The organism is Nocardia sp. NPDC051929 (assembly GCF_044548645.1).
Lineage (GTDB): Bacteria > Actinomycetota > Actinomycetes > Mycobacteriales > Mycobacteriaceae > Nocardia > Nocardia sichangensis.
This window is the reverse complement of record NZ_JBIUCG010000002.1, coordinates 268,327-285,668: the sequence shown is the minus strand read 5'-3', so window position 1 is coordinate 285,668 and position 17,342 is coordinate 268,327. Positions and strand designations below refer to the sequence as shown.

Genomic DNA, 17,342 nt, shown 5'->3' with positions numbered 1-17,342 from the left:
GTCTCCGCCACCGTGGACGGAGGCTGCAGGGGTTAAGGGGGTTTCGTTGGCGACCGTACTAAAGATGCTGCTGGCGGAGCGGCATCTCAAGAGTCATCACGATTTTCTGGCCGCGTACGACCGGTGCGCGGCGCGGCTCGATCCGCCCATCCCGCCCGGGCACGGGCCGGCGAAGGCGCAGTATTACCAGTGGCTGTCCGGGCGCATGATCGGGCTGCCGCGCGACTATCACTGCCGAGTGCTGGAGCGGATGTTCCCGGGCTGGACCGTTGAGGGATTGTTCCAGATGGCCAACTCCGCACCCGTCGACATCCCTTCGCACGAGACGGGATTCTCCGGCGTCGAGGCCTCACTCGAGGCTTTCCTCGGCGCCGAGATGATCACCAACGGAACGACGCTGGTGTACTCGGCATTCGAGTTGGCACGGCCCGCCGCGCAAGCACTTCGAGCGGCGGGCATCGGCCAGCAGCGTGTGTTTCAGAAGCATGGCGGCGCGTTCGGGAACCGATACGTCGACCTCCCGTCGGTGGTGGCGGAGAACGATCTGCGGGGATTGCTGTATGTGCTTTCCTTCCTGCAACGCCACACCAGCATCCCGGTCGACGTCCGCAGCGACCGCGATCTCGTCGCGCGCCGCGACCGCCCGTGCATCAGCTTCGGGCTGACCGGCAACGACTGCCTGCGGTTGTATCTGGACACCGTCGAGCGTCCGCTGTTCACCGTGCGCGACAGCGTCGCCGAGGACGGTTTCCGTTCCGTGCAGCTGCGACTGGCCGACGGAAGCGGGTACGACTCCGACGACGACCGCAACATCGGCGTCGTCGCCCGGGTACGCCCGAGCCCCGATCGGCATCCCGGCCGCTACTGGATGCATTGCGGCGGTTTGGGTCCACGGGGCACCGCCGGAGCGGGGTGGTATCTGGCCCACTCGTGGGGGGCTCTGCAACAGCGTGCCGGTGATCACGACTTCGTCGCCGTCATCGGTGTCGACCAGTACTCCGACCACACGGTCAGCTTGGAGCATCTGCTGATCGGGCCGGCCTCCGGTGAATGACAGTGTGGCGGCGATGCGTCAGTATCCGGGTGGCAGCGCCGCCAGCATGTCCCGTGTCACCGCGACGGCGTTGTCGGAACTGCCCCCTTCGACCAGCAGCGTCGCGAAAGCGATGTCGCCACGGAAGCCGACGAACCAGGAGTGCGACCCGCCGTCCACTTCGGCTTCGCCGGTCTTGCCGTAGACCTCGCCCTGATCGGCGATCCGCTCGGCCGTACCGCCCAGGACCACCTTGCGCATCATCGTGCGCAGTCCCTCGATGACGTCGGGAGCGAGGGGCGGACGGTCGCCATCGACCTGGGTGGGCCGCCCCGCGATCAGGTACGGCACGGGCACCGAGCCGTGCGCGACGGTCGCTGCCATGAGCGCCATGCCGAACGGGCTGACCACCACTTTGCCCTGACCGATGCCGTCCTCGGTGCGCTGGATCAGGTCGTCCGAGGCGGGCACCGAACCGGTGGTCGTCGGCAGCCCCACCACCGTATACGTGGGTCCCACACCGAGCTTCGCGGCGGCCTCGTGCAACGCGGGACCGGGCAGATCACTGGCGAGTTTGGCGAACGAGGTGTTGCAGGAGCGCTCGTAGGCCGTGGACATCGGCACATTGCCGACGGTGAACAGGTTGTAGTTGGGGATGGTCCGCTCCCCGATCACGATTCGGCTGGGGCACGGCAGCACCGTGTCCGGGGTCACGAGGCCGTTCGACATGGCCGCGGCGGCGGTCACCGTCTTGAACACCGAGCCGGGCGGATACTGGCCGATCGTCGCGAGGGGACCATCTCGATCGGCGGCCTTGTTCTGCGCGACCGCCAGGATCGCGCCGGTGGACGGGCGCACCACCACCATCATGGTCTGCTCGGTACGCGCCTGCACGGCACGCTGTGCGGCGTTCTGCACGTTGCGGTCGACGCTGAGCGAGAACGACGGCGCGGGTTGCGAGGGCACCTCCATCAGGACATCGGTGTCGGCGCCGTTGGCGTTCAAGGTGACCACGCTCCACCCCGCTTTGCCGTCCACTTCCGCGATCACCGTTTTACGCACCTGGGTGAGCAGATCGGGCGCGAACTCCCGATCGGTGGCGACCAGATCCCACTGCTGGGTCAACGTGACGCCGGGCAACCCGATCAGATCGGTGGTCACCTCAGCGGATTCGAGATCGTTGAGCAGCGCGACCGTGTAGGCGCCGTGCGCGGCCTCGGCCGCGTCGAGAATCGACTGCGGCGTCAGCGACTTGTCGAAACGGTACAGCGCGGCGGAGAGCGCGGTGGCCACACTTTTCGGATCGGCGGCGTCGGCCGCCACGAACGCGACCCGGGACACCTTGCCGGGCACCATGATGTCGCTGCCGGACTGCTCGTTCACCCGCGCCCGCGGCGGCGGCTCGGATCGCAACGCCATGGTCTGGGTGTCACCGAGTTTGGGATGGATGTCGGAAGAGGTCCAGCGGACCATCCAGCGCCCGTTGCTGCGTCCCATCTGCAACTGGCCCGAGTACTTCCAGGTCCGGTTCTTCGGTAGCCGCCACTCGTAGGTGTAGTCGACGGTCGCGGTGTCACCGGTCACGCGCGCCGCGCCGGTGCGCGCCGTGAGCTGTTCGGCCTGGAGTTGATTCCAAGCGGAACGCAATGCTGCGTCTGCCTTTTCCGGCAGGTTCGTAAGGTCGGCGGCGGCGCTGACCCGGTGCTCGGCGAACGCTTTGACGAACGCGTCCGCGACGGGAACCGGCCCCTGCGGCTTGCTCGCACAACCGGCGGCCGCCACCGTGAGGGCCGCGACGGCGACCGAGAGAAGCATCCGAGTGGACATCGGCACCGATGGTAATAGTCACTGATGGGCAAACGCCTGCGGCACTCCGGGATTCGCCGCGGAGCCGGCCACGCTCAGTCGACCAGCACGGTGGCGAAAGTCGCGATCTGCCGGAACCCGACGCGGCTGTAGGCGCGGCGAGCGATCGCGTTGTAGTCGTTCACGTACAGGCTGGCAGTGCGGCCGGAGGCGACCACGGCGTTCGCGACCGCCGCGGTACCCGCGGTGCCATGCCCCTTCCCCCGATGATCCGGGTGCACCCAGACGCCTTGGATCTGGCCCGTGCGCCGGGACAGCGAGCCGACCTCCGCTTTGAAGACCACTTCCCCGTCCTCGAAACGAGCCCAGGCGCGGCCGGATTCGATCAAGCTCTGGATGCGGCGGCGATAGCCGCGTCCGCCGTCACCCGCGCGCGGATCGACGCCGACCTCCTCGATGAACATGGCGATCGCGGCCGAGAGGTAGCGGTCGAGCTCGTCGCGACGCACCCGGCGTACCTCCGCGTCGGGCGTGGCCACTGGTGGCTGGGCCAGTGCCAGCAGCGGTTGTTCCCCGCGTAGCTCACGTTCCGGACCCCAGTGCCCGGTCAACATCTCCCACAGCGGCAACGCCAGTTCCCTGCGCCCGACCACCGAGGAACAGACGCGGGGCCAGCGCATAGCGCGGTCGGCGAACGCACGCAGTGCGCCACGATCCCCCAGCAACGGCACCAGGTTCGCACCCGAGAAACACAGCGATTCCGACGGGCCGCCCCTGCTCCACAGCTCCCCTTGGCCGCACCGGTTGTCCAAACCGAACTCTTGCAGGCGGGCCGCGACCATGCACGAGGCGACCGGATCCGCATCCAGCACACGTAGCACCTGAGCAAGATCCCGATTAGCGAGCTGCCGCGCAGGGGCGTATTTGGCCCGTCGCGCCGGCTCCAGCAGACTCCGCACGATGACAGCCTGCCACGAACCGGCGCTATCCGGTATGACTAAGCCGAAAGCGCTGGTTAGGCGCGTCCTCAGCCGACGGTGACGACCGGTTCGCCCGCGCCCGAGTCCTCGCCCATCTCCTCGGCGATGCGCATCGCCTCTTCGATCAGCGTCTCGACGATCTGCGCCTCGGGAACGGTCTTGATGACCTCGCCCTTGACGAAGATCTGGCCCTTGCCGTTGCCGGAGGCCACACCCAGGTCGGCCTCGCGCGCCTCACCGGGCCCGTTCACGACGCAGCCCATGACGGCCACTCGCAGCGGCACCGCCATGCCCTCCAGGCCCGCGGTGACCTCGTTGGCCAGCGTGTACACGTCGACCTGCGCGCGCCCGCAGGAGGGGCACGACACGATCTCGAGCTTGCGCGGGCGCAGGTTCAGCGATTGCAGGATCTGCCCGCCGACCTTGACCTCCTCGGCGGGCGGCGCGGACAGCGAGACGCGGATCGTGTCGCCGATGCCCTCCGCCAGCAGCGCGCCGAACGCGACCGCCGACTTGATCGTGCCCTGGAACGCAGGGCCCGCCTCGGTGACGCCGAGGTGCAGCGGGTAGTCGCACTGCGCGGCCAGCTGCCGGTAGGCCTCCACCATGATCACCGGGTCGTTGTGCTTGACCGAGATCTTGATGTCACCGAACCCGTGCTCCTCGAACAGGCTCGCCTCCCACAGCGCCGACTCCACCAGCGCCTCCGGCGTGGCCTTGCCGTACTTCTCCATCATCCGCTTGTCCAGCGAACCGGCGTTCACGCCGATGCGGATCGGGATGCCCGCCGCACCCGCGGCCTTGGCGACCTCCTTGACCCGGCCGTCGAACTCCTTGATGTTGCCGGGGTTGACCCGGACCGCGGCGCACCCGGCGTCGATCGCGGCGAAGATGTAACGGGGCTGGAAGTGGATGTCGGCGATCACCGGGATCTGGGATTTCGCGGCGATCGTGGCCAGCGCGTCCGCGTCCTCCTGACGCGGGCAGGCCACTCGCACGATGTCGCACCCCGACGCGGTCAGCTCCGCGATCTGCTGCAGGGTGGCGTTCACATCGTGCGTCTTGGTCGTGGTCATGGACTGCACCGAGATCGGGTGGTCGCTGCCCACCCCGACCTTGCCCACCATCAGCTGGCGGGTCTTACGCCGTGGAGCGAGCACTGCCGCGGGGGCGGTCGGCATCCCCAATCCGATTGTGCTGGTCACCTTCGGCTGCCTACTTTCGTCGTGTCCGGCCGGTTCGGTGCCGAGTCTAGCCGTGGCGCGCGACGCCCACCCTACGTCGCCGGTCACACCGCCTGATCAGCGGCGCCGGTCAGAACAGCTTGATCGGGTTCACGATGTCGGCGGCCAGGGTGAGCAGCATGTACGCACCGCCGATCACCACGACGACATAGGTCGCCGGCAGCAACTTCAGGTAATTCACCGGCGCACCCGGCGCGAGTCCCTTCCAACCGCGGATGGTGTTGCGGATCTTCTCGTAGATCACCACCGCGATGTGGCCCCCGTCCAGGGGAAGCAACGGCAGCAGGTTGAAGATGCCGAGGAAGAAGTTCAGGCTGGCCAGCACCAGGATGAAGACGTTCCACAGGCCGCGTTCGGCGGTCTCGCCACCGATCTTGCTGGCGCCGTACACGCTGACCGGGGTCTCCGGATCACGCTCGCCTCCGGTGACCGCGTTCCACAGCGCGGAGACCTTCGCGGGCATCTCGGTCAGCGAGTCGACCGTGCGCAGGAACATGTCGCCGGTGAACCCGGCGGCGGCGGGGACAGCGCCCAGCAGGTCGTATTGCACGGGGTCGTAGCGCTCGGGCGCCACGCCGACGGCGCCGACCACGCGGCCCTCGCCCCCGCCCTCGGGGTAGCGCACGACCCGCTCCGGGGTCACCGGAATGGTGAGGGTGCTGCCGTCGCGCTCGATGAGGTAGGTGAAGGGGCCGGTCTGCTTCTGGGTCTCGGCCTGGAACTGCCGCCAGGTGTCCACCTTGACGCCGTTCACCTCTTTGACGATGTCACCGCGCCGCAATCCGGCGCGCTGCGCCGGGCCCGTGCCGGTGCAGGACTCGGACGAGCCGTCCGGCTTCCCTTGCGGCACGCAGCTCATGACCCCCAGCGCGGTGGCGGGGGGTTCCTTCAGATTGGGCAGCCCCCAGCCGACAGCGAGCACCACGATCAAGATGAAGCCGAGGACGAAGTTCATCGCGATGCCGCCGGACATCACCACCAGCCGCTTCCAGGTGGCCTGGCGATACATGGCGCGGTCGAGTTCTTCCGGGCGCAATTCGTCGAGCGCCGTCATGCCCGCGATGTCGCAGAAACCGCCGAGCGGAAGCGCCTTGAGTCCGTATTCGGTCTCGCCGCGGCGGAACGAGAAGATCTTCGGCCCGAATCCGATGAAGTACCGCCGCACCTTCATGCCGGTCGCCTGGGCGGTCCACATGTGCCCACATTCGTGCAGCGCGATCGACACCGTGATGCCCAGCGCGAACAGCACGAACCCCAACGCGAACACCATTTGCTCTACAGCCCTCCTGCGTATGCGCAGCTCGAATATCCCGCACGCGCGCGTCCGCTCCTGGCCGCGAGCACTCTGACCACTTTAATGGGTGCTGTCGGACGTAGTCCGTCTTCAACTCGCGCATGGCCGGAGCGAAGGCGGAGGTACGCCTAACGGGACAAAGCTCTGTCCTGTGTGTTCAGTGTGCCAGGACGCCGTCGCTTCGCGCGTCCGATCCGGCGCCGAAGGGCGTCAGCCGCGTACCCGGGCGGCGGCGAACTCCCGCGCCCAGGTGTCCGCGGCGAGGACTTCGTCGAGCGATTCCGGCTCCGCGCGCCACTGCTGGGCCGCCTCCACCGCGGCGGCCACCGTGCCGACGATCTGCGGGAAACGGATGGCGCCGTCCAGGAATGCCTGCACCGCGACCTCGTTGGCGGCGTTGTAGACCGCGGTGACACTGCCGCCGGCCTCGCCGGCCGCGCGGGCCAGCTCGACCGCGGGGAAGACGTCGTTGTCGACCGGTTCGAACGTCCAAGTGGACGCGGTGCCGAAATCGCAGGCCGCGGCCGCGCCGGGCACCCGGTCCGGCCAGCCGAGCGCCAGCGCGATGGGCAGCTTCATGTCCGGCGGGCTGGCCTGGGCGAGCGTGGAGCCGTCGGTGAAGGTGACCATCGAGTGCACTATCGACTGCGGGTGCACGGTGACGTCGATGCGGTCGTAGGGCACGCCGAACAGCAGGTGCGTCTCGATCAGCTCGAGTCCCTTGTTCACCAGCGAGGCCGAGTTCAGGGTGTTCATCAAACCCATCGACCAGGTGGGATGCGCTTTGGCCTCGGCGGGCTCGACCGACTCCAGCATCTCGGCGGTCCAGCCGCGGAACGGGCCGCCGGAGGCGGTCAGCACCAGCCGGTCGACCTCGTCGGCGCGACCGCCGCGCAGGCACTGTGCCAGCGCGGAGTGCTCCGAGTCGACCGGGACGATCTGTCCGGGGACGGCGGCGCGGGTGACCAGGGAGCCGCCCGCGACCAGCGATTCCTTGTTGGCCAGCGCCAGGCGCGTACCGGACTGGAGGGTGGCCAGGGTCGGCTCCAGCCCGAGCGAGCCGACCAGAGCGTTCAGCACGACATCCGCCTCGGTGCGGCGCACCAGTTCGGTCACCGCACCCGGGCCGCCCAGCCGCAGGTCCAGCCGCTGGGCCGCGGCCGGATCGGCCACGGCCACATTGCGTGTGCCCGTGGCGGCCATCTGGGCGGCGAGCAGCTCGGTGTTGCCGCCGCGCGCGGCGAGTCCGACCACCTCGAAGCGGTCGGGATTGGCGGCGATCACCTCGAGCGCTTGGGTGCCAATGGATCCGGTGCTGCCCAGCAGCAGGACTCTCACGATGTCGGACACGCCTTCATTGTGTCCTACCTGGGGAACGTGTTCGACCGGCGCGGGCCGACTTACAACGACGCACCGTCGTATGTCACGATATGCGGCAGCAGCTCATCGAGTGCGTACCGGAATATCGGTACAAGTAACAGTTAAGGAGCGATCGTGGCCGCCACGGAACTCGAACACGTCGAAACCGAGCGCGTCGTCACTCGCGTGGATCCCGCCGAAGTTCCCTCCGCCGCTTGGGGCTGGAGCGGCGAATCGCGTCGTACCTTCCGTATCGCGGGCTGGATCGTCGCGCTGATCCTGCTGGCCATGCTGGTCGGCAACCACAAGGGCAAGATCGAGGACATCTTCCTCGTCGGCTTCGCCGTCCTGATCGCGGGCATCCTGATCCGCGACTCGGTGCTCCAGCGCAAGCCTCGCTAGCCGAAAAGTCCTCTCGCACAATTTCATTCGTCCTGTATCGCGGGCTGCGGCCCGGTACCGTGTGCGTCCGAGGTCCGCGTCCCAGCCGGGTCGCGGACCTCGGTTTCTGTTCGCACGACTACTTAGGACGCAATGATCAAGATCTGTTCGGCCGCCCTGCTCGCCGCGAGTGCGTTCGGCTCGCTGCTGTTGTCGCCCGCCGCGCCCGCGTATGCCCAGTCACCGGCGTGCGGCGCGGCCGTCGACGCGATCAACGCCGCCATCGACGAGTCGGGCGGGAACCTGGACCCGACCGTGCAGCAGTCCCTCGCCGCCAAGCTCTCGGCCATCCAGGCCGACGGCGCCGAGAAGGAAGCCATCGCCGCCTACGCCCGCGCTCTGACCGACGACAAGGTCACGAGCATGGACGCCGCGACGGACGAGCTGAACCGAGTCTGCAAGAGCTGATCGTCGGCGGCGCGGACCCGGGCCGGGTTCGCGCCGTCGCCGGACGGATCGCTAGCGTCCGCGGCGTCGGGCAGGTTTCTGCTTGGCCGGGGCCGAACGACCGACCACCTTCTTGGCCGGGGGCTTCTTCCGCGACTCGTCCTTGTCGGCTCGGGCCTGGCTGCGGGAACTGCGCTCGGAACGGCCACGGACGACGCCGACGAACTCCTCGACCAGATCCGTGGTGCGGCCGGCGGGCCAGGCCAGCGCGACCTCCGTGTCGGGAACGTCGAGCATCGGACGGTAGACGAGGTCGCGGCGATGATGCAGGCGAGCGAGCGAGTGCGGCACGATCGCCGCGCCGCCGGCCGCCGCGACCAGCTCCAGAGCGCCGCCGATCGCATCGACGTCCGAAGTGTCCTGGAGACGCTCGTCGGCCAGGTCGGCCATGCGCACCTCGTCGAACACCGACAGCGGGTGTTCCTTCTGCACCACCACGACCGGGACCTCACGGTAGAGCGGGATCGCGCTCATGCCTTCGCGGTCGATCGGCAGCCGGACGAAGCACATGTCCACGCTCCCCGCACGTAGCGCCGCCTCCTGATCCGCCTGCGCCAGCGCGCTCACCTCGAGCGGGATGTCCGGGAACCGCTCGGCCCAGATCCGGGTCCATTTGGACACCGTGACGCCCGGCACGAAACCCACGCGCAGGGCGGCCGATGCCTCCGGATCGTGCCGCTGCGCCGCCGACTCGGCGCGCGCGATGATCTCGCGGGCCCGCTCCAGCAATTCGCGGCCGTCGTCGGTGAGCTGGGTCGGTTGCGCGCCGGGCACGAAAAGCTTTGTGCCGAGTTCGTTTTCCAAGTCGATGACGGTATGGCTGAGCTTCTGCCGCGAGATGTGCAGCGACTTCGCCGCGCGCGCGAAGTGCAACTCCAGCGCGACCGCGACGAACCAGCGCAGGCGCACGACATCGATCGACTCCAACGGGCTCATTCGTGGAAGCGTATGCCACCGCGCGGTCGGGTCCCGCAGGGCCGCCCAGTAAGCTGGGTCGGTGAGCCCGGACAAGAAACCGCAGATGATGAAGCCGTTGACGGCGGCGAATAAGCTCGGCATCTACCTTCCGGCCGCACCCGAGGAGTTCCGCAACGCGCCGATCTCGCGCACCCAGCTCGACGCGCTGCGCGCCGATCCCCCCGAATGGCTCACCGAACTGCGCCGCACCGGCCCGTTTCCGCGCGATGTGGTGGCACGCAAACTCGGCGTCTCCAACACCGGCTTGACCCGCGCCGGGGTCTCCGACCATCTCACGGTCGAGGAGATCGACGCCCTGCTCGCCGACCCGCCGGAGTGGCTCGTGCGCGAGCGGGAGAACTACGCCGCGGTCCGCGCGGAGAACGAGCGCATCAAGACGAAGGAAGCCGAACGTCGCGCCGCCACCAACCGTCCGGCGAAGAACCGCGGCTAACGCTTCCGTCGGGGAAACGCTGGCCCTGCAATGGGCGGCGCGAGGCTATGCCGCCACCCATCATGCGCGGCCGAGTATTTCAGTTCTCCGCGGCCAACTGCCCGCAGGCGGCGGCGATCTCTTGGCCGCGGGTGTCGCGGACCGTGCAGGGCACGCCCTTGGCGTTGACACGGCGGACGAATTCCTGCTCGACCGGCTTGGGGCTGGCATCCCACTTGGAGCCCGGAGTCGGGTTGAGCGGGATGACGTTGACGTGGACCCGGGAGCCGAGCGCCTTGTGCAGCTTCTCGCCCAGCATGTCCGCGCGCCACGGATGGTCGTTGATGTCCCGGATGAGCGCGTATTCGACCGAGACGCGGCGGCCGGTCTTGTCGGCGTAGTAGCGGGCCGCGTCGAGCACCTCGGCGACCGGCCAGCGGTTGTTCACCGGAACCAGGGTGTCGCGCAGTTCGTCGTCGGGAGTGTGCAGCGAGACCGCGAGCGTCACCGACAATCCCTCGTCGGCCAGTTTGCGGATGGCCGGAGCCAGCCCCACGGTCGAGACCACGACATTGCGCTGGGAGATGCCGAGTCCGTCCGGCGCGGGCGAGGTGATCCGGCGGACCGCGGCGACCACCCGCTTGTAGTTCGCCAGCGGCTCCCCCATGCCCATGAAGACGATGTTGGACAGTCTGCCCGGCCCACCGGCCACTTCCCCGTCCCGCAGCGCGGCGGCCGCGGCACGCACCTGGTCGACGATCTCCGCGGTGGACAGGTTGCGGTTCAGCCCACCTTGGCCGGTGGCACAGAACGGGCACGCCATGCCGCAACCGGCCTGGCTGGAGATGCACAGGGTCGCGCGATCGGGGTAGCGCATGAGCACGCTTTCCAGCAGCGTGCCGTCTCCCGCACGCCAGAGCGTTTTGCGAGTCTCCCCCTCGTCACACGCGACATGCTTGACCACGTCGAGCAGCGGCGGGAACAGTGCCGCGCCGATCTTCTCCCGGACCGCGGCGGGCAGATCCGTCATCCGCGCCGGATCGGCCTGCAATCGCGCGTAGTACTGCCGGGCGATCTGATCGGCACGGAACTTCGGCAGGCCGAGTTCCTCGATGGCCGCGCGCCTGCCATCGGCGTCGAGGTCGGCGAGATGACGCGGCGGCATGCCACGGCGCGGAGCGTCGAAAACCAGGGGCAGGGAGAGGGTCATAATCGTTCCATTCTCCCATCCGAGGCAGACACCCCCGCACTCGACCACATACGCACGTCTCGACATGCTCGGTTCGTCCCGAGGAAATGCGTGCGGGCGTGATAGCCGTCGGCCATGATCGAGATATGTCCACGCATGCCGAACACCCGCCGGAACCGGATCCGGACCTGTCACAGCGTCAGCGCACGACGCCGCCGGGCGCCCCGCCGGTCGTTCCGCCCGCCGTCCCGGTCAAGAAGTCTCTTGCCTCGCGCACCGGTTACGCCTGGACCGGACTCGTCGCAGGCGTCTTGATCCTGGTCCTGTTGCTGATCTTCATCGTGCAGAACCTAGAGCAGGTCCAAGTGCACTTCTTCTTCTGGGACTTCTCGCTGCCACTCGGCGTCACCGTGCTGCTGTCGATGATCGGCGGCGCGCTCGTCATGGCCTCGGTGGGCGGCGTGCGCATCCTGCAGCTGCGCCGCGCGGCCAAGAAGGTCTGACGCGCCGGATCACAGCAGCGTGGACAGCACCAGCCAGGAGACGAACGCCGAGGGGAGCATGGAGTCGAGGCGGTCCATGATGCCGCCGTGGCCCGGCAGCAGCGTGCCCATGTCCTTGATGCCGAGTTCGCGCTTGATCTGCGATTCGATCAGGTCGCCGCAAGTGGCCACCAGCACCAGGCCGACGCCGAGGACGACGCCGATCATCGAGTTGGCATCCAACAGGAGCGTCACCGTGAGCAGACCGCCGATCACGCTGAACACCAGGGAGCCGCCGAAACCCTCCCACGACTTCTTCGGGCTGATCGAGGGCACCATCGGATGCTTACCGAACAGCACGCCCGCGACATAACCGCCGACGTCGGAGCAGACCACCAGGATCATGAAGGTCAGCACCCGCAGATTGCCGTCCGGCTCGAGCAGCAGCAGGGTGGCGAACGAGGCGAGCAGCGGAATCCAGGCCAGCGTGAACACCGTGATAGCGGTGTCGCGCAAGAAGTTTCGTGGAGCTGTCCGTAAGCCGTGGTCGAACAGCCGCCACGCCATGCAGATCAGCGTGGTCGCGGCGAACGCGCCCGCGACACCGCTGGCGCCGTACGGCCAGCCCAGCCAGAACACCGCTTGGCCGCCCACGATCAGTGGAATCCGCGGGACGAGCACATCGGCCTCGCGCAGGCGCTTGGCGACCTCCCAGGTGGCCACGCCGACCCCGGCCGCCGCGACGCCGATGAACACCTTCGGCACGAACAGCAGGATCGCGATCAGCGAGAGGCCGAGGCCGAAGCCGACGGCCAGCGCGGCGGGCAGATTGCGACCCGCCCGCGAACCACTCGAGGCGGGAGCGGTGTGCGCCGCAGCGGGATTCGCGGGACCGCCTAACCGTTCATAACCGGAAGCACCAGCATCGTGCGCGTGCTGTCGCATCGCATCGGCTGTTCCGTTCACCGGCGGCTCCTCTGCCGCACCGGTCGCGGCGGCGTTCTCGGCCACGATTGTCCCGTCGCTCAACTCGTCGTTCCGTTCGTCCCCCGCCCGGGCGGGCCTCGGCGCTGTCACGGGCGGCACTCGCGGTGACTTGGGCCTCCTCCGGGCCCGGTCACGCCTGCCGACCGATCCGCGTCAGACCTCGAGCAGTTCGGCTTCCTTGTGCTTGACCAGTTCATCGATCTGGCCGACATACTTGGCGGTGGTCTTGTCGAGCTCCTTCTCGGCACGCCCGACCTCGTCCTCGCCCGCCTCGCCATCTTTCTGGATGCGGCCCAGTTCGTCCATCGCCTTGCGACGGACATTGCGAATGGCGACCTTGGCGTCCTCGCCCTTGCCTCTCGCCTGCTTGGCGAGCTCACGGCGGCGCTCCTCGGTCAGCTGCGGCACCGAGATGCGGATGATGTCCCCGTTGTTGGTGGGGTTGACGCCGAGATCCGAATTGCGGATCGCGGTCTCGATCGGCCCGAGCTGGGCCGCCTCGTAGGGCTTGATCACGACCATGCGCGGCTCCGGCACCGTGATGCTGGACATCTGGGTGATCGGGGTCGGCGATCCGTAGTAGTCGACCACGACCCGAGAGAACATGCCCGGATTCGCGCGACCGGTGCGAATGGTTCCGAGATCGTCCTTCGCCACCGAGACGGCCTTCTCCATCTTCTCCTCGGCGTCGAAGAGCGCTTCTTCAATCACGACCGTTTCCTCCACAGCGTCGTCATGTCATGATCCGCGGTCGGCGGGTATCAGGACCGAACCAGTGTGCCGATCTTCTCACCGGCGACCGCGCGGGCGATATTGCCCTTGGTCAACAAATTGAACACCAGAATCGGCATCTGGTTGTCCATGCACAAGCTGAAGGCGGTCGCGTCCGCGACCTTGAGGTCGCGCTCGATGACCTCTTTGTGGGTGATCTCGGTGTACATGGTCGCGGTCTCGTCGACGCGCGGGTCGGCGGTGAACACTCCATCGACCGCCTTGGCCATCAAGACCACGTCCGCGCCGATCTCCAGCGCGCGCTGCGCGGCGGTGGTGTCGGTGGAGAAGTACGGCATGCCCATGCCCGCTCCGAAGATGACCACGCGGCCCTTCTCCAGATGCCGCTTGGCGCGCAGCGGGAGGTAGGGCTCGGCGACCTGGCCCATGGTGATCGCGGTCTGCACCCGGGTGTCCACGCCTTGCTGCTGCAGAAAGTCTTGCAGCGCAAGGCTGTTCATCACCGTGCCGAGCATGCCCATGTAGTCCGAGCGCGCGCGTTCCATGCCGCGCTCCTCGAGTTCGGCGCCGCGGAAGAAGTTCCCGCCGCCGATCACCACGGCCACCTGGACGCCGGTGGCGACCACCTCGGCGATCTGCTCGGCCACCGTCTGCACCACGTCCGGGTCGAGTCCGACCTTCCCGCCGCCGAACATCTCTCCGCCGAGTTTCAGCAGTACCCGGCGATATCCTGGGCGATCGGTCCCCGGGTCCGTCATGGGTCTCCAGTCTCCTTCGGCGAGGGATTGTCGTTCTTCCGGCGATTCGTTGCTCACGGCAGGCGCCTGTGACGTAGAGCAAGGCAGAGCGGCATCTATCCTGCCTTATTCGGTTGGAGCGGCAGCAGAAGGCCCCCCGTCAACCGGCGTTCGTTCGGTCGGCGGGGGGCCTGCACGCTGAAGGTGCGGCGAAACTCAGTTCGCGCCGACCTCGAAGCGGGCGAAGCGGGTGACGGTGACACCGGCCTCGTCCAGCAGAGCCTTGACGGTCTTCTTCGAATCGGTGACCGACGGCTGCTCGAGCAGCACGACGTCCTTGAAGAAGCCGTTGACCCGGCCCTCGGTGATCTTCGGCAGCGCGGCCTCAGGCTTGCCCTCCTCGCGAGCGGTCTGCTCGGCGATGCGGCGCTCGTTCTCCACGAGGTCGGCGGGAACCTCGTCGCGGGTCACGTACTTGGCCTTGAGCGCGGCGACCTGCATGGCGGCGGCGCGAGCGGCCTCGGCCGCGGCGTCGCCCTCACCGGTGTACTCGACCAGCACGCCGACGGCGGGCGGCAGATCGGAGGCACGCTTGTGCAGGTAGGTGGCGACCGGGCCGTTCAGCGAGATGACGCGGCGCAGCTCGAGCTTCTCGCCGATCTTCGCGGCGAGCGCCTGCACAGCCTCGTCGACGGTCTTGCCGCCCAGGTCAAGAGCCTTCAGCGTGTCCAGGTCGCCCGGCTTGGCGGACGCCGCCGCGGCGACGACCTGCTCGGCCAGCTGCTGGAACTCCGCGTTCTTCGCGACGAAGTCGGTCTCGGAGTTGATCTCGACCATGACGCCGTCCTTGGCGGCGACCAGGCCTTCGGCGGTGGTGCGCTCGGCACGCTTGCCGACGTCCTTCGCGCCCTTGATGCGCAGCAGCTCGACGGCCTTGTCGAAGTCACCGTCGGTCTCGGCCAGCGCGTTCTTACAATCCATCATGCCGGAGCCGGTCAGCTCCCGGAGCCGCTTCACGTCGGCAGCGGTGTAGTTCGCCATTCTCGGCGAGCCTCCTTTGGAGAAGTGTGGATGTTGACAGCGGCGATCACGATGGCACTGGCTCGTGATCGCCGCCGAAACAGCTGGTTACGAGTCCGCTCAGGCCTCGGCGGAGGTCTCTGCGGCCTCGGCGCCGGGGGCGGCCTGCGCGAGCAGCTCCTGCTCCCACTCGGCCAGCGGCTCGCCCGCGCCCGCCTCCGGCTTCTCGTCGCCCGAGGACAGACCGGCGCGCGCCTGCACGCCCTCGGCCACCGCGGAGGCGACGACCTTGGTCAGCAGTGCGGCGGAGCGGATCGCGTCGTCGTTGCCCGGGATCGGGTAGTCGACCAGGTCGGGGTCGCAGTTGGTGTCCAGGATCGCGATGACCGGGATGTTCAGCTTGCGCGCCTCACCGACGGCGATGTGCTCCTTGTTGGTGTCGACGACCCAGATGGCCGAGGGCACCTTCTGCATGTCGCGGATACCGCCGAGGGTGCGCTCCAGCTTGTTCATCTCACGCGTCAGCATGAGGATTTCCTTCTTGGTGCGACCCTCGAAGCCACCGGTCTGCTCCATGGCCTCGAGCTCCTTGAGGCGCTGCAGACGCTTGTGCACGGTGGAGAAGTTGGTGAGCATGCCGCCCAGCCAGCGCTGGTTGACGTAGGGCATCCCGACGCGAGTCGCCTCGGCCGCGATCGACTCCTGGGCCTGCTTCTTGGTGCCGACGAAGAGGACGGTGCCACCGTGGGCGACGGTCTCCTTGACGAACTCGTAGGCCTTGTCGATGTAGGTCAGCGTCTGCTGCAGGTCGATGATGTAGATGCCGTTGCGGTCGGTGAAGATGAACCGCTTCATCTTCGGGTTCCAGCGCCGGGTCTGGTGTCCGAAGTGTGCGCCGCTGTCGAGCAGCTGCTTCATGGTTACGACAGCCATAGCTCCCGTATCTCTCTTTCGTTTGCCGGTTGACGCAGCGAATCGGCGATCCGCTGCCCTGGCGCCACCGAATCGTCGGACCCGACCACGAAGGTGGGGACCAGCCGGCGATTCCCTGTTCCGAACACGCTGCCGCGAACCCAATTTGTCTCGAGCTCGATTCGAACAGCGCCGCTATGAACAAGCACGGTGGCGCGCGAAGTCGGTCCATGCACGCACAGACCGCTCGATCAGTTTACGACCTCGGGGCACCAGATCTAAATCGGTCCGATCCGAAGCCTCCGACCAGGCGGAACGGCGGCTTTCCACAGTCGAGCGGGTTATCCCCATTCCACGGATCGAGCCCTCGGCGACGCCGGAACCGCGGAAGGGTTGAGCCATGAAACCGATCTCCACCGCGACAACCCTTCTTCTTCCGCTGTTCTTCGCGCTCGGCATAGTGACCGCGCCGCCGGTCGGGGCCGAGACGCCTGCCGCGAAACCCGGGCTCGGGGCCTGCACGGGCTCCGTCTGCCTGCCGTCTCTGTCCGGCCTGCCGCGTCGCGCGCCGCTGCCCTTCCGGCAAGCCGGACTCGGAGGCGGTAAGGACGACCGGCATGAGACGAGTTCCGCCCCCGGTAGCGACCTGTGCGCACCGCCCGCACCCCTCTGCGGGCGGTAGTCGGCCCTCCCGGCGCGGCGCGAATGACCAGGTCGAATGCGATGCGGCGGCGGTCTTCTTCGGCGCTGGCTCTCGGCATCGCCGCAATCGTCGCGGCGGCGCCGACCGCGACAGCCCGACCCGAAGGGCGATTCGACTGGCCCCTGCAGCCGCGCCCCGCGGTGGTTCGGCACTTCGACAAACCCGCGCAGAACTGGCTACCGGGGCATCGGGGGGTCGATCTGGCAGGCGCCGAGGGGCAAGCTGTGCTCGCGGCGGGAGAGGGGATCGTCATTTTCGCCGGAACGGTGGCCGACAAGCCGGTCGTTTCCATCGACCACTCCGGCGGGCTGCGCACGACATACGAGCCCGTTCGCGCCGAAGTCCCCGTGGGAAGGCGGGTCGGACGAGGTACCCGGATCGGCACGCTGGAGTCGGGGCACCTGGGATGCGTGGCGGTGTGTCTGCACTGGGGAGCCCGCGTCGAGGGCGGTCTCCACCGCAACCGTGAGTATCTGGACCCCCTCGGGCTTCTGCATCTCACTCCCCTGCGGCTCAAGCCGGTGCGTCCTGGTTCCAGCGTCGGACGATCCGCCGCGTCGCAGCGCATCGGTCGGCGGCCTCGGCG

The 17,342-nt window shown here is 68.0% G+C and carries 18 protein-coding genes and 1 pseudogene; 7 read left to right on the top strand and 12 right to left on the bottom strand.

Going from position 1 to position 17,342, the window contains the following annotated elements; all coding sequences use genetic code 11:
• The first annotated feature begins 46 nt into the window (after positions 1-46).
• A complete protein-coding gene (locus ACIHAX_RS03455; RefSeq protein ID WP_397275579.1) occupies positions 47-1,054 on the top strand; it encodes a hypothetical protein in 1,008 nt (335 codons plus the stop codon).
• 18 nt (positions 1,055-1,072) lie between these two features.
• Here ACIHAX_RS03455 and ACIHAX_RS03450 read toward each other — a convergent pair whose 3' ends face one another.
• The 5 genes from ACIHAX_RS03450 to dxr form a co-directional block, all read right to left on the bottom strand.
• On the bottom strand, positions 1,073-2,860 hold the full coding sequence (locus tag ACIHAX_RS03450) for a penicillin-binding transpeptidase domain-containing protein (protein ID WP_364427135.1): 1,788 nt from the start codon (positions 2,858-2,860) through the stop codon (positions 1,073-1,075).
• Between the two features lie 74 nt (positions 2,861-2,934).
• Positions 2,935-3,798, bottom strand: a complete 864-nt coding sequence (locus ACIHAX_RS03445) for a GNAT family N-acetyltransferase (RefSeq protein ID WP_355069946.1) — start codon at positions 3,796-3,798, stop codon at positions 2,935-2,937.
• 68 nt (positions 3,799-3,866) lie between these two features.
• Positions 3,867-5,024 carry a flavodoxin-dependent (E)-4-hydroxy-3-methylbut-2-enyl-diphosphate synthase gene (gene ispG / locus ACIHAX_RS03440; RefSeq protein ID WP_355069944.1) on the bottom strand — a complete coding sequence of 386 codons (1,158 nt, stop codon included), beginning with the start codon at positions 5,022-5,024 and terminating at the stop codon, positions 3,867-3,869.
• Between the two features lie 109 nt (positions 5,025-5,133).
• Positions 5,134-6,333 (bottom strand): site-2 protease family protein, encoded by a 1,200-nt coding sequence (locus ACIHAX_RS03435; RefSeq protein WP_355069942.1) that lies wholly within the window; start codon positions 6,331-6,333, stop codon positions 5,134-5,136.
• A gap of 234 nt (positions 6,334-6,567) precedes the next feature.
• Entirely contained in the window at positions 6,568-7,707 is a 1,140-nt protein-coding gene (gene dxr / locus ACIHAX_RS03430; RefSeq protein ID WP_356961328.1) for a 1-deoxy-D-xylulose-5-phosphate reductoisomerase, read from the bottom strand.
• Positions 7,708-7,851: 144 nt separating this feature from the next.
• On the opposite strand from dxr, the gene ACIHAX_RS03425 reads away from it, so the two are divergent.
• Both ACIHAX_RS03425 and ACIHAX_RS03420 read left to right on the top strand, forming a co-directional pair.
• Positions 7,852-8,118: a DUF2631 domain-containing protein gene (locus tag ACIHAX_RS03425; protein WP_355069939.1), complete on the top strand. Its 267-nt coding sequence runs from the start codon at positions 7,852-7,854 to the stop codon at positions 8,116-8,118.
• Between the two features lie 132 nt (positions 8,119-8,250).
• Positions 8,251-8,565, top strand: a complete 315-nt coding sequence (locus ACIHAX_RS03420; protein ID WP_355069937.1) for a hypothetical protein — start codon at positions 8,251-8,253, stop codon at positions 8,563-8,565.
• A gap of 51 nt (positions 8,566-8,616) precedes the next feature.
• Here ACIHAX_RS03420 and ACIHAX_RS03415 read toward each other — a convergent pair whose 3' ends face one another.
• A complete protein-coding gene (locus ACIHAX_RS03415; protein ID WP_397275575.1) occupies positions 8,617-9,540 on the bottom strand; it encodes a LysR family transcriptional regulator in 924 nt (307 codons plus the stop codon).
• Positions 9,541-9,601: 61 nt separating this feature from the next.
• Between ACIHAX_RS03415 and ACIHAX_RS03410 the strand changes: the two genes are divergently transcribed.
• Positions 9,602-10,015: a DUF5997 family protein gene (locus ACIHAX_RS03410; RefSeq protein ID WP_397275573.1), complete on the top strand. Its 414-nt coding sequence runs from the start codon at positions 9,602-9,604 to the stop codon at positions 10,013-10,015.
• Between the two features lie 79 nt (positions 10,016-10,094).
• Here ACIHAX_RS03410 and rlmN read toward each other — a convergent pair whose 3' ends face one another.
• The gene (gene rlmN, locus ACIHAX_RS03405; protein WP_355069932.1) at positions 10,095-11,204 is read right to left on the bottom strand and encodes a 23S rRNA (adenine(2503)-C(2))-methyltransferase RlmN; all 1,110 of its coding nucleotides are present in this window, start codon (positions 11,202-11,204) and stop codon (positions 10,095-10,097) included.
• A gap of 125 nt (positions 11,205-11,329) precedes the next feature.
• Between rlmN and ACIHAX_RS03400 the strand changes: the two genes are divergently transcribed.
• The gene (locus tag ACIHAX_RS03400) at positions 11,330-11,686 is read left to right on the top strand and encodes a lipopolysaccharide assembly protein LapA domain-containing protein (RefSeq protein ID WP_355069930.1); all 357 of its coding nucleotides are present in this window, start codon (positions 11,330-11,332) and stop codon (positions 11,684-11,686) included.
• A 9-nt stretch (positions 11,687-11,695) separates the two neighbouring features.
• Here the strand turns inward: ACIHAX_RS03400 and ACIHAX_RS03395 are convergent, their stop codons facing one another.
• From ACIHAX_RS03395 to rpsB, 5 genes are all read right to left on the bottom strand, one after another.
• Positions 11,696-12,610, bottom strand: a complete 915-nt coding sequence (locus ACIHAX_RS03395; RefSeq protein WP_379251573.1) for a phosphatidate cytidylyltransferase — start codon at positions 12,608-12,610, stop codon at positions 11,696-11,698.
• 195 nt (positions 12,611-12,805) lie between these two features.
• A complete protein-coding gene (frr, locus tag ACIHAX_RS03390) occupies positions 12,806-13,363 on the bottom strand; it encodes a ribosome recycling factor (RefSeq protein WP_355069927.1) in 558 nt (185 codons plus the stop codon).
• 50 nt (positions 13,364-13,413) lie between these two features.
• On the bottom strand, positions 13,414-14,142 hold the full coding sequence (pyrH, locus tag ACIHAX_RS03385; RefSeq protein WP_039799499.1) for a UMP kinase: 729 nt from the start codon (positions 14,140-14,142) through the stop codon (positions 13,414-13,416).
• 195 nt (positions 14,143-14,337) lie between these two features.
• Entirely contained in the window at positions 14,338-15,162 is an 825-nt protein-coding gene (gene tsf, locus ACIHAX_RS03380) for a translation elongation factor Ts (RefSeq protein ID WP_355069925.1), read from the bottom strand.
• Positions 15,163-15,261: 99 nt separating this feature from the next.
• A complete protein-coding gene (gene rpsB / locus ACIHAX_RS03375) occupies positions 15,262-16,074 on the bottom strand; it encodes a 30S ribosomal protein S2 (RefSeq protein ID WP_355069923.1) in 813 nt (270 codons plus the stop codon).
• A 379-nt stretch (positions 16,075-16,453) separates the two neighbouring features.
• On the opposite strand from rpsB, the gene ACIHAX_RS03370 reads away from it, so the two are divergent.
• Together ACIHAX_RS03370 and ACIHAX_RS03365 are read left to right on the top strand one after the other, a co-directional pair.
• A complete protein-coding gene (locus ACIHAX_RS03370; RefSeq protein ID WP_397275570.1) occupies positions 16,454-16,735 on the top strand; it encodes a hypothetical protein in 282 nt (93 codons plus the stop codon).
• A 23-nt stretch (positions 16,736-16,758) separates the two neighbouring features.
• A pseudogene (locus ACIHAX_RS03365) lies at positions 16,759-17,280 on the top strand (M23 family metallopeptidase); the annotation flags it as partial.
• Between the last annotated feature and the right edge of the window lie 62 nt (positions 17,281-17,342).

What these genes read in the sequence shown, in the direction of transcription:
- ACIHAX_RS03370 (WP_397275570.1), top strand. Translation starts at nt 16,454, where the DNA reads ATGAAACCGATCTCCACCGCGACAACCCTTCTTCTTCCGCTGTTCTTC.
- ACIHAX_RS03450 (WP_364427135.1), bottom strand. Translation starts at nt 2,860, where the DNA reads ATGTCCACTCGGATGCTTCTCTCGGTCGCCGTCGCGGCCCTCACGGTG.
- rpsB (WP_355069923.1), bottom strand. Translation starts at nt 16,074, where the DNA reads ATGGCTGTCGTAACCATGAAGCAGCTGCTCGACAGCGGCGCACACTTC.
- tsf (WP_355069925.1), bottom strand. Translation starts at nt 15,162, where the DNA reads ATGGCGAACTACACCGCTGCCGACGTGAAGCGGCTCCGGGAGCTGACC.
- ACIHAX_RS03395 (WP_379251573.1), bottom strand. Translation starts at nt 12,610, where the DNA reads ATGCGACAGCACGCGCACGATGCTGGTGCTTCCGGTTATGAACGGTTA.
- rlmN (WP_355069932.1), bottom strand. Translation starts at nt 11,204, where the DNA reads ATGACCCTCTCCCTGCCCCTGGTTTTCGACGCTCCGCGCCGTGGCATG.
- pyrH (WP_039799499.1), bottom strand. Translation starts at nt 14,142, where the DNA reads ATGACGGACCCGGGGACCGATCGCCCAGGATATCGCCGGGTACTGCTG.
- ACIHAX_RS03435 (WP_355069942.1), bottom strand. Translation starts at nt 6,333, where the DNA reads ATGGTGTTCGCGTTGGGGTTCGTGCTGTTCGCGCTGGGCATCACGGTG.
- ACIHAX_RS03400 (WP_355069930.1), top strand. Translation starts at nt 11,330, where the DNA reads ATGTCCACGCATGCCGAACACCCGCCGGAACCGGATCCGGACCTGTCA.
- ACIHAX_RS03415 (WP_397275575.1), bottom strand. Translation starts at nt 9,540, where the DNA reads ATGAGCCCGTTGGAGTCGATCGATGTCGTGCGCCTGCGCTGGTTCGTC.
- ACIHAX_RS03420 (WP_355069937.1), top strand. Translation starts at nt 8,251, where the DNA reads ATGATCAAGATCTGTTCGGCCGCCCTGCTCGCCGCGAGTGCGTTCGGC.